This is a genomic window from Haloplanus natans DSM 17983, assembly GCF_000427685.1.
Lineage (GTDB): Archaea > Halobacteriota > Halobacteria > Halobacteriales > Haloferacaceae > Haloplanus > Haloplanus natans.
In genome coordinates this window covers 125192-139692 of record NZ_ATYM01000003.1, presented here as the reverse complement: position 1 = coordinate 139692, position 14501 = coordinate 125192, and the positions used below count along the sequence as shown (strand labels likewise).

Sequence of the window (14501 nt, the reverse complement as noted above, 5' to 3'; positions counted from 1 at the left end):
GCAAGTCACGCCCACCCGTTGTTTTAGCCTAATTTTGCCAGATGCTTTACTAATTAATCAAAATTTTTAAATAAGATGGCTAGTACCCAGATACTGAGTAACAAATGACGCTGCTAGTGACTGGTGCCGACGGCTACGTCGGCTGGCCAACAGCACTTCGTATCGCCTCGAGAACCGACGACCGTGTCGTTCTCGTTGACGACTTCAGTCGCCGAGAGTGGGTCGAAGAGATCGGCAGCGTCTCCGCCACCCCTGTCGCGGATATCGAAGCCCGTCTCGACGCCGCCGAAGCCGTCCACGGCCTCACCAACCTCTCGTTCGTCGAGGGCGACCTCACGGAGAAGGAGTTCACTGACCAACTCCTCGAAGTCCACGAACCGGACGCGATTGTCCACGCGGCGGCCCAACCCTCCGCGCCGTACTCCCAGATCAACGGCGAGCGCGCGAACTTCACCCAGCGAAACAACCTGCAGGCGACCCGCAACCTCCTCTGGGGCCTCGAAGAACACGGTCTGACGGACACCCACTTCATCGAAACCACGACGACCGGCGTCTACGGCGCGCCGGAGTTCCCCATCCCCGAGGGTGGCGCGACGATGGAGAACCAGGGCGAACGGGACGAAGTCCCCTTTCCCTCTATGGCAGGGAGTTGGTACCACCAGTGCTACGACGATGAGACGGAAATTCTGACGAAAGACGGCTGGAAGCCATTCGAAGAGCTGAGCGAACGGGACGAAGTGATGGCGATGGACGCCGACACTGGGGATACCGGCTGGACGGTCCCATCAGACATCCAAGAGTACGACTACTCTGGCGAGATGGTCACCGTTTCGAACCGACGTGTCGACCTGAAAGTGACGCCGAACCATCGTATGCTAATCGGGACGAGTTGGGCACAGGGTGGTCACGCCACGTTCGAGAATCGCCGGGAAATCGTCGAGGCCGATCAGCTGGGCGATGAGTACAAACATCCGTGCTTTTTCGCGTCGTTCCCTGATTGGGAGGGGACCGATCCGGACACCTTCGAACTTCCGGGGTGCGATCGCGAAGTGAATCAAACGAAGATGATCAAGCTCCAGTCGCGGGAGATCGAACTGGACGCATGGATCCGGTTCTTCGGGTGGTGGCTCACCGAGGGAACGGTCGGCAAGGCCAAGCAAACGGGTAACGTACGGATCTACCAGACGGGAGCGAAGGAACTGATCGAGCTGTTCGAGGATATTGGCTTCGACCGCGAGAAAGTCAGACACCAGATCGATTCCAAACAGGAATACATCGAACTCAGCGATCACCAGCTGGCGACGTATCTCCGTCAATTCAAGGATGAAAAGCACATTCCGGAATGGATGCGGAATCTGTCCGAGGACCACCTCGAAGTTCTGCTCGAAACACTCATCGAAGGAGACGGAACTAACAACGGCCGCGGATGGACCTTCTATACGTCGAGCGAACGGTTCGCCGCCGATGTCCAAGAAATAGCACTCAAACTGGGGTACGGAGCAACTGTCCACGACCTCGACAGAAGTGACGAAAACAATTACCAAACGAAACGCGAATACCGGGTCGGTATTAGCCCCACGTGGTGTTTCCAGACGAACCAAGGGGGTAACGCGTTCGGGCGAGAGAAGTACGATGGCTCCGTCTACTGCTGTACGGTCGACGGCGGAATCGTGTTGGTGCGTCGGAACGGAAAACCGATCTGGTGTGGGAACTCGAAGAGCTTTGACGCGGCCAATATGCGACTGGCGAACAAACAGTTCGACGTGCCGATCTCCGACGTCCGGACGGCCATCGTTTACGGCTCCGAGACCGAGGAAACGCGCGCTGACGACCGCCTCAAAACCCGCTTCGACTTCGATTACTACTTCGGGACCGTTGCGCATCGCTTCTGTGCACAGGCCGTCGCCGGCTACCCCGTCACGGTCTATGGGAAGGGCGCACAGCGCAAGCCGTTCATCAGCCTCGAGGACGCCGTCGAGGGGCTCGCGGAGGTAGCCCTGATGGCCCCCGACGAGCGCGAGGCCGACCACGTGGTGTACAATCAGGTCACGCGTGCCATCAGCATCGTCGAGATTGCCACGACGATCGAACAGGTCGGAGACGACCACGGGCTGCATGTGGAGGTCGAACACGTCGAGAACCCGCGCGACGAGGACGAAAGCCACAAGATGGAGATCGAAAACACCCGGTATATGGGCCTGATCGACGAGCAGGCACAGAGCTTCGAAGCCGGCGTCGATGACATCCTCGATACGCTGACGCGCTATCAGGAGACGATCACCGCCTACGAGGACCGCTTCCTGCCGGACGTGCTCGAGAACCGCCAGCAGTCGGTCGACGGAGAGGCAGCGACGGCGACGGATGACTAGCGTCCTCGTCACGGGCGGGCTCGGGTACATCGGAAGCGAACTCCTGGCACAACTCCTCGCGGACGAGCGGGTCGACGAGGTGCGCGTCCTCGACAATCTGTCGATGAGTTCTCCACGAAACCTCTTTGGGACCGGCCTCAACGCGCGTGATGGATACGTCTTCCATCGCGGCGACGTTCGCAACTACGGCGATGTCGAGGCCGCGATGGGTGGGGCTGACGCCGTTGTCCACCTGGCCGCCATCACGGGCGCGGACAGTACCCATGACCGACGCGAGGAAACCGTCGCGGTGAATCTCGACGGCACCCGAAACGTCCTCACGGCCGCCGGGAAGTTCGACGTCGACAACGTCGTTCTCGCGTCGTCGTGTAACATCTACGGACGAGCGGCGAGCCGGAACATCACCGAGGAGACGGAGCCGGACCCACTGAATCCGTATGCAGAGACCAAACACGCCTCGGAGTCCTTGCTCCGCGAGCGCATGACCGAGCACGGCTTCGACGCGACTGCGCTGCGGATGGCCACGAACTACGGCTACTCGCCGGGCGTCCGGTTCAATCTGGTCGTGAACCGGTTCGTCTTCCGGGGCCTCACCGACCGTCCGCTCACCGTCTACGGCGACGGGACGAACTGGCGGCCGTTCATTCACGTCCGTGATGCGGCGCGTGCGTACAAGCACGCCGCGCTCCAGCCGGCGCAGTGGGATGAGTTGATCTATAACGTCGGCGCTAACGACGCCAACTACCAGATCAGCGAGATTGCCGGACTCGTCCGAGACGAACTCGGGACGGCCCTCGACATCACCTACCTCAGGGACGAGCATCCCGGGCCGTCGTATCACGTCAACTTCGACAGGATCGGGCGGACCGGCTACGCCCCTGAAATCACGCTTCGAGACGGGATCAACGAACTCGCCGCGAAATTCACCGCAATACACGACGACACACATGACAGAGCACTCCCCACACGACCCGCTTGAGATTGCCGTCACTGGCGCGGCGGGCTACATCGGCAGTCGCGTCGTCTACCTGCTTGCACAGACACATCCGGAGTGGGAGGTTACCGCGCTGGATAACTTCTATCTCGGTGACGTCCGCCAGATTGGCGATGTCGAGGTCACGCACGTCGACATCCGTAACAGAGAGCGACTCGAGACGGCACTCGATGGCGCCGATATCGTCATGCATCTCGCCGCCATCAGCGGGGTCGACGACTGTGCGACGAAGCGCGACCTCGCGTATGAAGTGAACGTCACCGGGACGACCAACGTCGCTTGGTTCTGTAAGAAGACGGGCGCAGGGCTTGTCTTTCCCTACAGCATGGCGGTCCTCGGCGACCCCGACCGGTTTCCGATCACCGTCGATGCGCCCCGCGACCCCCTCAACTGGTACGGACGGACCAAAGTACTTGGCGAGCAGGCGGTCGACGCACTCGCCGAGGGTGCCTTTCCCGCGCATCTATACCTGAAATCGAATCTCTATGGCGAACACCGGATCGACGGCCAGCGCGTCTCGAAGGGCACGGTGATCAATTTCTTCGTCAGCCGTGTCTTCAGCGACGAGCCGCTAACGGTCTACGAGCCGGGGACGCAGTCACGAAACTACGTGCACGTCGACGACGTGGCGCGGGCTTACGTGCGGAGTGCCGAGCGGCTCGAAACGCAACTTGAGGAGGGTGAGACAGGCGTCGAAAAATACGAAATCGCGAGCGGCGAGGACCCAAGCGTCAGAGCCGTTGCGGAACTCGTCACAGAGATCGCCGTCGACGAGGCTGGCATCGAGACGGCGGTCGAACTCGTTGCGAACCCTCGGGGGAACGAGACACTCGTTGCTGACTTCCAGGTCGATACGGCAACCGCCCACGAGACCCTCGGCTGGGAGACGCGCCATACGGTCGCAGACAGCGTCAGAAAACTAATCAGAGAGAAGGCCTGAGCGTCGAGGGCAGCGAACTCAGGGCGCGGGAGACGAATCGAGACTGTCGTACTTCCAGATCAGGTCGAAATACCGCTTCATTCCCGCGACGAACGACTCGTTTTCCGTGACGGCCGCTTGCCGTTTATGCAGTGGGACGTGTTTCTCTTCGACGAGCAGAATTGCCTTACCGGTCTCATAGGTCAGGTCCGGATCGATCAGCGTGCCACGCCAGGGGAGACGGTGCTCGCTGAAACGGAGCGAGGCTTCTGGATACCGGTCAGCAATCTCGGTCACGATTTCGCGCTGGATGCGCTGGTTGTCGGTAGAGAGATGGGTTGGATCGAGAGCGAGCACGTCGATGGCACACCCAGCCTCAAGCGCCGTCTCGAATGACGGCCGCACCCGGTCGAAGTACTCGAAGCTTTTCGTGACGATGTTGACTTGTTCGGTCGCCTCACGATAGAGTGCCCGCGTCTCGGCAATGCTCGGATCACCGACATCGACGACGTGAAAGAGCTCGCTCGTCGGCGAGACTTCCTCGCTTGCTTGCTCGTAGAGTGGGCGGAACGTCTCGATGAACTCCGCTCGCACGTCGTCGATCGACTGGCGGTAGGACTCGAAGTCCTGTCGGCGGTTCTCCGTAGCCCGGTCGAGGATACCTTCGGGGGCTTTCGGCTGATAGGCCTTCGGCCGGCCGGGGATGATCTCGATATACCCCTGATTGGCCAGCGACTCGAGTACGCCGTAGATGCGTGCCTGTGGAATGCCGGTCGCCTCTGAGAGGTCCGGCGCAGTCGTCCGTCCGAGCATCAGGAGTTCTTCGAGTGCGACCTGTTCGTACTCCTTGAGGTCGAGTACCGAGAGCAACTGGTCGTGTGCTGTCCGTTGCGGCATAGATATCCGTAGTCGAGCGCCGTAGTAAGTCCATTCGTCTCGAGACCGTCTCACACTCCTGTCGTGCTCGTGTCGTGGACGAGGAGTGTTCGGGCAATGAGCAGAGCGGGAGAGCTACACCGCAGGGCCACGGTGTTGGGAACATGGCAGACGTGACGGTGCTCATCCCGGCGTACAACGAAGCCGGACGAATCGGACCGACGGTGCGGGAGCTGATCGGCGCGTACGATGTCCTCGTTGTCGACGACGGATCGGGCGATGAGACGGCGGCCGAAGCGCGGGAGGCAGGAGCGACGGTCGTCGAACAGGAGACGAACCGTGGCTACATGGCTGCACTCACGCGCGGATTCGACGAGGCAGACGCCGAGGTACTCGTGACGTACGACGCCGATGGCGAGCACAAACCCGCGCACGTCTCGAAAGTCATCACGCCCGTTTGTCGTGACCGGTACGATCTGGTCTTCGGCGCCCGGGACGAGATCCCTCGGCCGTCGGAGCGATTACTGAATCGGGTGACACAGCTCGCACTCGATATCTCCGATTCCGGATCGGGACTACGGGCGATCCGTCGCTCGCTGGCGACGAGGCTCACCCTCGAGACGGCCTGTCCCTGTGGCACGCTCGCGCTCGAAGCGGCCACCAAAGGGGCGAGGCTCGGCGAGGTCCAGATCGAAACCCGATCGATTCGAAAGCCCCGGGGCATCGCGTGGCAACACGCCCGACAGCTCGGATGCGTCATCCGCCATCTGCTCACGTTCGCGGCCAGCGACTGAGCGGGATCGTACCCCCGATGACTCGTCTAGGTCGTCGACGGACACCGTCAGGAGAGGCGGGCTGATGGCCATGCGGGTGGGCGCACAACGGCCGCGTCATTGCCAGGCAGACCTGAGCACGGTCACACCGGGTACGATGCGGAATCGCAGCCGATCCCTATGTTTAATTGGCACCGTCGCCCTATCGGGGACGATGAGAATAGGTTGTCCACCGGAGCGGGCCCTCGCAAGGAGCGGGGTCGAGCCGTGAAGGCCGTCATTCTGGCCGCTGGCGAGGGGAAGCGATTTCGCCCGCTGACTGATATCCGGCCAAAGCCGATGCTACCCGTTGCCGGAAAGCCGCTTCTCGACCACGTCGTCGATCGTCTGGCAGCGGCCGGCATCGAGGAGGTCGTTCTGGTCGTTGGCTACCAGCGCGAACGGATTCAGACGCATTTCAGCGAGCGGGAACAAGATGGCCACGGCCCCAACATCACGTACGCCGTGCAAGAGAACCCGCTCGGGACGGGTGATGCGCTACTGACGGCCGAGCCCTATCTCGGCAGTGACTTTCTCGTCGTGAACGGCGATCGGATCGTCGAGCAAGCGCTGATCGAACGCCTCATTCGGCGACGCGAGAAGACGGGTGATCAGTGCATGGTCATCACGTCCGTCGATGACCCGACGCGCTACGGGATGGTCGAACTGGACGGGGAGTACGTCAGTAGCATAGTCGAGAAGCCGGCCACACACGAGGTCACCTCGAATCTCGTGAACGCGGGCATCTATGCATTTGGGCCGGACATCTTCGCTGCGATTCGCCAGACCGAGCGCCGGGGTGAACTGAAGCTCACACAGACGCTCGCGGACTACTTGAGGAAGCTTCCGGTTCGGGCACTCCGATACGATGGGCTCTGGCTTGAACTCGAACACCCCTGGGATCTGCTCGATGCCAACGACGGGATCTTGAGCACCACCGGGTCACAGGTTATCTCTACGGCACAGGTGCATCCGGATGCGACCATCACCAGCCCCGTTGCCATCGGTGCCGATACACATATCGCGTCGGGTGGCCGTGTGTTGCGCGGGACGACGCTGGGTGCGAACGTTCGACTGGGTGCGAACACCGTAATTACCAATTCGGTCGTCTTCTCCGACGTGACGATCGGACCTGGCTGCGTGCTGACTGACTGCATCATCGGCGAGGGTGCCACCATCGGGGCACACACGACGATTGGGGGCGGTGGCGCCGATGTCGTCCTCAATGAGTCGGTCTATTCTGCTGTCGAGTTCGGGGGGTTGATCGGGCACAATGCTACTATCGGCGCTGACGTAACGCTCGACCCCGGGGCGATCGTCGGAAATCACACCACGGTTGAGCTTGGGTGTACGGTCTCCGGCCGCGTCGAAAACGACACACACGTTCGGCGCGGATGACGCCCTCCTCGCTCCAACGGGCGGGCATGCTCACGCGTTGGATACGGCTCCGAACACGCCGTTCGGACCATCGTGAGCGGGTGGGCGCTCACTGCGTCACCGCTCTCTCACCGGTCGAGTCACGCAAGCCCATTGTGTGACAGCAGTACCCGTGTCACAGCAATCGACACACTCCGCATGAATTCGAAATGCCGGGAAGTCGGTGTTGACCGAGCACCTGATGGGGTCGAATAAACATAATCACCGTTATCATTATACGTTCTCATGTAGTGCTACTCTGCAGCAGGCACCGTGCCAGCCGTGAGTAATCAAGGGAAACCATGTGTGGAATAACGGGGTATATCGGCGGAAGTGACAGCACAGCCGTACTCAAATCGAGCCTCAAGAATCTCGAATATCGAGGCTATGACTCGGCCGGGATCGCGCTGGTCGATGATACCGTCGAGGTGTATAAACGGCAGGGGACGATCGATGACGTCGCCGTCCCGACCGACTGCGATCCATCACACGGCATCGGGCACACGCGATGGTCGACTCACGGCGAACCGTCCGACGACAACGCTCACCCCCATACGGACTGCACCGGTGAGTTGGCAGTCGTCCATAACGGCATCATCGGTAACTTCCACGAATTGAAAGCGGAACTCGGTGGCCACGTCTTCACCAGCGATACCGATACCGAAGTGATTCCTCACCTCATCGAAGAGGAACTCGAACGGGGCCGCGACCTCTACCCGGCAGTCAGTGATGTGATCAACCGGCTCGAAGGGAGCTTCGCGATTGCCGTTACCCACGCCGACTGTGACGCGGTCGTGCTCGCCCGACAGGATAGCCCGCTCGTGATCGGCCACGGCGATGACGGAATGTTCATCGGCAGCGACGTTACCGCGTTCGTCGAGTACACCCGACAAGTGACGTATCTCGAGGACGGCGACGTGGCTGCACTCACTCCGGATGGCGTCACGATCACCAACGACGGCACAGTCGTCAACCGCCCCATCACACAAGTCACGTGGGACGCAGCCGCGGCCGGCAAGAGCGGTCACGACCACTACATGCACAAAGAGATTCACGAGCAACCACACGCCCTCCGACAGTCGCTGTCGGGCCGGCTCGACGAACTCGCCGGCGAGGTGGATCTGGATATCGATATCGACCAGGAAGTGTTGGCTGATATCGACCGGATTCAGCTTGTCGCCTGTGGCACTTCCTATCACGCCGGGCTGTTCGCCAAGCGCCTGTTTGAGACGCTTGCGAACGTCTCGGTCACAGTCACTCGTGCATCCGAGTATCACGTCACGGGCGCGGATGACCCCGCAAGTACGCTTGCTCTTGCCATTACGCAGTCGGGTGAGACGGCAGACACCCTGTCGGCCATCCGCGAGGCGGTCTCGATGGGGGCGCGGACCATGGCCGTGACCAACACCGTTGGAAGCACCGTCACCCGCGAGGTCGACGACACGATATTCATCCAAGCCGGTCCGGAAATCGGTGTCGCCGCAACCAAGACCTTCGTCTCGCAGGTGGCGACGCTTGCACTCTTCAGTGTCTACCTTGGCCGCACTCGGAACGCGATCTCGCGCAACGACGCCGCGACCTTTCTCTCGAATCTCCGCGAGTTACCCGGTGCAGTACAGGAAATCCTGGATGCAGAGGGAGAGATCGAACGCCTTGCAGCGGCGTACGGCGATGGCGAGTCCTTCTTTTTTATTGGCCGCCATCTCGGCTATCCGGTAGCGCTCGAAAGCGCACTCAAACTCAAGGAAATCTCGTACGATCACGCCGAAGGGTTCGCGGCGGGTGAGTTGAAACACGGCCCCCTGGCCCTTGTCACGCCCGAGACGCCGGTGATCGCCTTGCTTACCGAGGGCACGGAGCCACAGAAGACCCTCAACAATGTCAAAGAAGTCGAATCCCGCGGCGCGTCGGTGATCGGCATGGCGAGTATCGAGGAGAGCACGGCCTTCTGTGACGAGACGGTCGACATTCCGGATATCGGGCGAATGGAGTCACTCGTGGCGAACGTTGCACTGCAACTGTTCGCATATCACATCGCGAAAAACAAGGACCGGAACATCGATAAGCCCCGAAATCTCGCGAAGAGCGTGACCGTCGAGTGACTTCGGAGGGGAGGTCGTTCGTATCACGCCCCCGAAAGCAACGTGTGAATGTGGCGTGGCGAGCGTGGGCGAACCACGCTGGCGTAGCTGTTGCATCGGTTACGTACCGGACTTGCAAAACCCAACCATTTGTTCGGGAGGTGAGCCTGTCTGGGTCGGGGCGTTCTGTAAACCGCCCGTCTTCATCCCGCAAAATCGCCTCGCGTGGAGCGCTACCGGCAGAGGCTGAGCGGATTACAAAAGCCGCGAGCCACCGTGTCGGTGCCGCGTACGCGCGGGGCGCGCACCGGTTTGGGGGCCGGACGGGGGCGTTGTGCCGCTGAGAAGGTCTCTCAGACGACCCGAGACGCGAGACCGACGAGCAAGAGCAAGACGCCGACGACGAGGGCGGCCCAGAGATGGACGCCACCCTGTGCGGAGGTCTGGGTCGCCGTCGCCGTCGCCGCGCGTGGCGTGATCGGGTCGGCCGTCGTGGGCGCGGCCGTCGTCGACGGTGTGGTCGGGGTCGGTGTTGACGCTGGTGTCGGCGTCGCAGATGGCGTCGCCGTCTGTGTCGCACCCGGGGTGACGGTGAGCGAGACGGCGTTGCTAAAGCCAAGCAGTTCGCGTTGGCCGCGGACTCGCTGCTCGCCACGGACGTTCACGTACACCTTGTGTGCGCCCGCCGCATCGACGGTGACGGACGTTTCGTACGTGCCGGCAGCCTGTCGGTCCATCGGGACGCGCGTGACGACTCGGTCGGTGGACGCGTTGGTCACGACGGCTTCGACGGCGCTGACGTTCGGCGCAGCCGGCTCTTCGCGTACCTCGGCCGTCACGGTCAGGGCCTCGCCCGCCCGAACGGGACCGTCGTGTGTCGCACTCACCCGATAGCCCATCACGACGACGGGGAGGATCGCCTCGAATCGACCCTGGTAAAACAGGGCTACGACGTACGATCCGGGCGGGCGGTCGTCGGTAGCGAACGATGGGTCGCTCCCGTCGGTGAGGTCGGTCTTGATCCCGGTGACGGCCTGGTCGCTGTTGTACAAGTAGAGATCGAACGTTGCGTTGTCCGGGGCAGTCGGTCGAATCGTAAAGGGCGTCCCGCCAGCAACGCGGACGGCGTTCGTGACTTGGTACGTGTTGCCGCCGACGGTCACCGTCCGGTCGGGGGTATCGACAGCGGCTGGCGAGGCCAGCGCGTAGGAGTCAGCGCCGACGCCGAAGCTGAGCCCGGCGACGACCAGCCAGCCAGCACAGAGGATAATGAAGGTCCGTCGCATACGCCGATATGCACCGTGAAGCCTCATAGCCTCTTTGCCGGGCCGCAGTCACGAACCCCGGGAGAGTCACAGCGGGCGTCGTCAGCCGGACTGGGGCACTTCGGTTGACTCGTCGGCCCCGTCGGTCGCCGCCATGTCGGACTGCACGCCGCGGACGACGTGATCGAGGAGCATCGCCGCGGAGCTCTCGGGCGGAAAGTAGGTGTCGATCAGTTCATACGCCGTGTCGGCATCGCCTCGCACGGCGTACTGTCGGACGCGAGCCGCTGTCTGGAGGAAGTCGGGGTAGTCGTCGCCTCGCGTGTCGACCGACCCGTCGGAGCCCGCGTTCGAGTCGGTGTTCAGTGCTGTCGTTCGGATCTCGTTGTATTCGGCCAGCGTCGGGTCGTAGTCCTCCTCGATGTTGTCGAGCAGGTATTCGACGGCGAATCGCTGAAATTCGGACTGGTTAGCGAATTCGCCGTCGTCGACGTGGTTCTGGACGGCGTCCAGCACCTCCGCTGGAAACCGCACGGTCGACTTTACCATACTCAGTACTATCGCGGCCAGTAGTAAACAACTTCGGGCGTGGTGGGTGCGTCGCGGTCGTCGGTGGTCCTACCGGCGGCAGCCGAAGCTGCGAGGCGGTCCGTTAGAGGATGGGGAGCGGACGCGACGGGGCGAGCCAGCAGCGGGCGACGGGTGAACGCCCTCGTGGTGGCCACGCAATCGAACGGCGTGACGGTTGGAATCGCTGTCGCGTCGAGGGCATAGCCCGACGGACTGACCCCGAGGACGCTCGACCGACCCGCGGAGTACCCACGAGGCCACCGCGTTCGCGGGATCGCGTCGCACGCTCGATATCGGCGACCCGGATCGGATGACGCCGTGAAACAGGTACGGCAGACGGCCTCGGACGCGGGCGAGGCCTACGCACTCACCCGAATGTGTCGACGATACGTGCGTAGGCCGTGTCGAGGTTCGTTCCTTCTAGTGCAGAGACGGGCACGACATCGTACGTGGGATACGCCTCGCGGACGCGCTCGACGTCGGCCTCGGGGAGGTCGGTCTTGTTCGCCAGGATCAAGACGGGAAGCGCTTCGTTGTCGACCATTCCGATGAGCATCGTGTTCACCTGCCTGAGCGGGTCACGCGTCGCATCGAGGACGTAGATGACGCCGGTAATGTCCTCTCGAAGCCAGCGGAGGGCGTCCGAGATGCCGCTGGTCGCTTCTCGCGCGCGCTGTCGAGCCGTCTCCTCGTCCAGTCCGTGGGCGCGGAACGTCGCCTCGTCGACGGTCGTGGAGACGCCCGGCATATCCACGATGTCGATGGTTGTGGTCCCTGTCTTACCCGCAATGTCGACCGATGTCGTCCGATCGGCCGTTCGCGTCTCGTGGGGACGATGGCTCGTCGTGCCTGACGCGGCTTCCCCGCAGTCGGCGAGTACCTGATTTACGAACGTCGTCTTCCCCGCGTTCGGCGGGCCGTACACACCGATCTGCGTGGCCTCGTGAGTCGACAGCAGCGTCGACGTGAGATCATCGAGTAATCCCATGCGTGTGAGCGATTGCGGGGTCGACCGTCATAGCGGTTGGTACTCATGCCGGCCGTGTCGACGCCATGGGAGAGACTGGTTCACTGTAGCGACGCGTGGGGCCGTTGGCGTCCACGGTGGTTCGCCAGAATGAAGAGGGGATGGGGGGTGCCCCGGTTCATGGTGACCGGAAGGGAGATGCACGCCGAGGAGTGCATCTCCATGCGAGTGAACGATGCCTTACCTCAACCGGCTCGTGACCCGTCTGCTGCAGGGCGCCATCGTCAACGGTGCCTTGACGATGCCGCATCTTGTACTTACAGTTAGTTTGATATAATCTTTTCGGCGACGAGAACCGGGAGGATCGCCGATGGTGGCGCCGGAGAGCAGAGATCGGCGCTCGTTGACATCCTCCCCGCCCTGAAGGGCGGGGCTTTCTCCTCGCGCTTCAGCGCGGGGATACAGCGCCCGTCTTCGGTTACTTTCACTGTGCATGGCGAAGGTTCAGATCCCATCGCGTCATATCAATCGATATGCGCGGAAAACTGGCAGTCGACTCGGTGTTTGCCACGGCAAGAGCCGAAATCAAAACAGTGAGCCGACCGCGCCGACCGACACAAACCAACCAGATAACTCGCTACCCCACGCCGGGGACGAGTATCGGTAGCGTGGCACTGCCAGTGCCGTCGGTCACAAACCTTAGATTCCCAACCATCGGAAGTGACCGGAGCAACATCGGAACCTCGGGAAGCGTCGCCCTCTAGGGCGGCAAGGATGCCACAGGAGAGGCACAAAGTATTACTTGACGCGTTATCATCGTCTACGTGGCGTGGCACTGACTGTTGAACATGCTGGCATCCGGGCAGGTCGCGCGCTCACCATGTCGGTCACGTCGCCACCACACGCAGCCATCAGGGACTCAGATCAATGTCACACAATCGTCACCCGCCACTCCAGGCGGACAGTTCGGACGTGTTCCTCCTCACCGGTGACGGAAACGAAGTCGAATACGACGCCTTCGTTCGGCTGTTCAATAGCCTGTCGCAAGATGGCATCGTCGTGTCGACAAAATACCCGGCGTCGACGCTCAGCGAGGACATCTCCGGCGGCGGTCTGACAATCGTGGACTGTACGCGCGCCGATGGCGTATCGGTCGCCAGCGATGGGCAGGCAGTGACGACAGCCAGTTGCGGCAATCTGACTCGGCTTGGAATGCGGATTAGCGACGCGATAGAGCGCCACGCCGAAACGGAGAAAACGGTGCTCGGGTTCCACTCACTGTCTCAGTTGCTGGCGTTCCACTCGCCAGACGTCATCGGCCAGTTCCTGCAGGTCGTCGTCGGCCAACTTCGCAACCACGAAATGGGTGGTATATTTATGTCGCCGCGACAGGCCAACGATGCGCCCGAGTTCGCTATCGTGCGGACGCACTTCGATTACGTTGTCGGCCTCCACAGGGCGGAGACGGGGCTCATGAAAGCCAAGGTCGAAGGGAAAGCCGATACCGGCGGCGAGTGGCGCTCGATCGAATCGTAGGACAGTCGGCTGTGCCTGTAACGAGGGCGTCGCGACGTCGAGAGGGCGATTCGCCACAGGTACCGATAGCCATGACCGTGCCGCGGGAGCGTTGCGATTCCCTTGACAGCTTTAGACGCGTCACAGCACGGGTGCCGACGCGGTCGGCGCTGGTGGGCGTTACATGTAATGGCCCGAGGTGCTGGTGGCGACAGCCAGCCTGAGGCAACGCCCTGTGGACCCTTACTCTGGACGGACGGGCTCACCACAATCAGTGCACTCTGCGAAGAGGCGCATCGCTCCGTCGACTTCGTACGTAATGAGCACTGCGCCGTGAGGGATAGGTGAGCCACAGCGCGGGCAGACGCCAAGCGATGAAGTAGAGTCGGACATACTGGGCGAGGTGGGCTTCGACGTGTACACGAAAATAGAACAGGTCAGGTAATATAAAATTTGCTGGGGCCTGTATGAAGCGCTAAGGCCGTGTATCCGCCGTCCGTCCACGTACGGCTATGTTCTGGCCAGTACGCGACCCGAAATATACATATCAAAAATATCATCGTTCAAATGAGTTCGGCAGGGAAGCAGGATCATGGCTCACCCGTCCGGACAGTCAACACTGCGGAGCGTCGGTCTATTGCTGTGCATTTTATTATGGGTCGGGTTCGGTGTACTGACTCCGTGGCTGATGCCCGTCGCCGCGGCTGACCGGGCTGT

General features: G+C 61.7%; 11 protein-coding genes and 3 pseudogenes. 9 read left to right on the top strand and 5 right to left on the bottom strand.

Features of this window, described 5'->3' with window-relative positions:
* Nucleotides 1–104 precede the first annotated feature (104 nt).
* The 5 genes and pseudogenes from HALNA_RS21505 to HALNA_RS00575 form a co-directional block, all read left to right on the top strand.
* Nucleotides 105–659, top strand: a pseudogene (locus HALNA_RS21505) (NAD-dependent epimerase/dehydratase family protein); the annotation flags it as partial.
* Nucleotides 639–1526: pseudogene (locus HALNA_RS21500) on the top strand (LAGLIDADG family homing endonuclease); the annotation flags it as partial. The pseudogenes HALNA_RS21505 and HALNA_RS21500, both read left to right, overlap by 21 nt.
* 174 nt (nt 1527–1700) lie before the next feature.
* A pseudogene (locus tag HALNA_RS21495) lies at nt 1701–2369 on the top strand (NAD-dependent epimerase/dehydratase family protein); the annotation flags it as partial.
* A complete protein-coding gene (locus HALNA_RS00580) occupies nt 2362–3348 on the top strand; it encodes an NAD-dependent epimerase/dehydratase family protein (RefSeq protein ID WP_049934261.1) in 987 nt (328 codons plus the stop codon). The pseudogene HALNA_RS21495 and the gene HALNA_RS00580, both read left to right, overlap by 8 nt.
* A complete protein-coding gene (locus tag HALNA_RS00575) occupies nt 3317–4303 on the top strand; it encodes an NAD-dependent epimerase/dehydratase family protein (RefSeq protein ID WP_049934260.1) in 987 nt (328 codons plus the stop codon). The genes HALNA_RS00580 and HALNA_RS00575 overlap by 32 nt, the downstream gene beginning before the upstream one ends.
* Nucleotides 4304–4321: 18 nt before the next feature.
* Here the strand turns inward: HALNA_RS00575 and HALNA_RS00570 are convergent, their stop codons facing one another.
* Nucleotides 4322–5179, bottom strand: coding sequence for a TrmB family transcriptional regulator (locus HALNA_RS00570; protein WP_049934259.1), 858 nt, complete (start codon nt 5177–5179; stop codon nt 4322–4324).
* 143 nt (nt 5180–5322) lie between these two features.
* Between HALNA_RS00570 and HALNA_RS00565 the strand changes: the two genes are divergently transcribed.
* The 3 genes from HALNA_RS00565 (at nt 5323) to glmS (ending at nt 9488) form a co-directional block, all read left to right on the top strand.
* The gene (locus HALNA_RS00565) at nt 5323–5952 is read left to right on the top strand and encodes a glycosyltransferase family 2 protein (protein ID WP_049934258.1); all 630 of its coding nucleotides are present in this window, start codon (nt 5323–5325) and stop codon (nt 5950–5952) included.
* Between the two features lie 246 nt (nt 5953–6198).
* Complete coding sequence (locus tag HALNA_RS00560; protein WP_211225964.1) at nt 6199–7368, top strand: sugar phosphate nucleotidyltransferase; 1170 nt, start codon at nt 6199–6201, stop codon at nt 7366–7368.
* A gap of 320 nt (nt 7369–7688) precedes the next feature.
* On the top strand, nt 7689–9488 hold the full coding sequence (glmS, locus tag HALNA_RS00555) for a glutamine--fructose-6-phosphate transaminase (isomerizing) (RefSeq protein ID WP_049934255.1): 1800 nt from the start codon (nt 7689–7691) through the stop codon (nt 9486–9488).
* Nucleotides 9489–9820: 332 nt separating this feature from the next.
* On the opposite strand, the gene HALNA_RS00550 is transcribed toward glmS, so the two are convergent.
* From HALNA_RS00550 to HALNA_RS00540, 3 genes are all read right to left on the bottom strand, one after another.
* Nucleotides 9821–10753, bottom strand: coding sequence for a hypothetical protein (locus tag HALNA_RS00550; RefSeq protein ID WP_049934254.1), 933 nt, complete (start codon nt 10751–10753; stop codon nt 9821–9823).
* Between the two features lie 81 nt (nt 10754–10834).
* A complete protein-coding gene (locus tag HALNA_RS00545; RefSeq protein ID WP_049934253.1) occupies nt 10835–11281 on the bottom strand; it encodes a ribbon-helix-helix domain-containing protein in 447 nt (148 codons plus the stop codon).
* A 388-nt stretch (nt 11282–11669) separates the two neighbouring features.
* Entirely contained in the window at nt 11670–12290 is a 621-nt protein-coding gene (locus HALNA_RS00540) for a GTPase (RefSeq protein ID WP_049934252.1), read from the bottom strand.
* A gap of 951 nt (nt 12291–13241) precedes the next feature.
* Here HALNA_RS00540 and HALNA_RS00535 point away from each other — a divergent pair.
* Nucleotides 13242–13805 (top strand): DUF7504 family protein, encoded by a 564-nt coding sequence (locus HALNA_RS00535; protein ID WP_157573366.1) that lies wholly within the window; start codon nt 13242–13244, stop codon nt 13803–13805.
* A 222-nt stretch (nt 13806–14027) separates the two neighbouring features.
* On the opposite strand, the gene HALNA_RS21735 is transcribed toward HALNA_RS00535, so the two are convergent.
* Nucleotides 14028–14177: a DUF7837 family putative zinc-binding protein gene (locus tag HALNA_RS21735; protein WP_449404860.1), complete on the bottom strand. Its 150-nt coding sequence runs from the start codon at nt 14175–14177 to the stop codon at nt 14028–14030.
* Between the last annotated feature and the right edge of the window lie 324 nt (nt 14178–14501).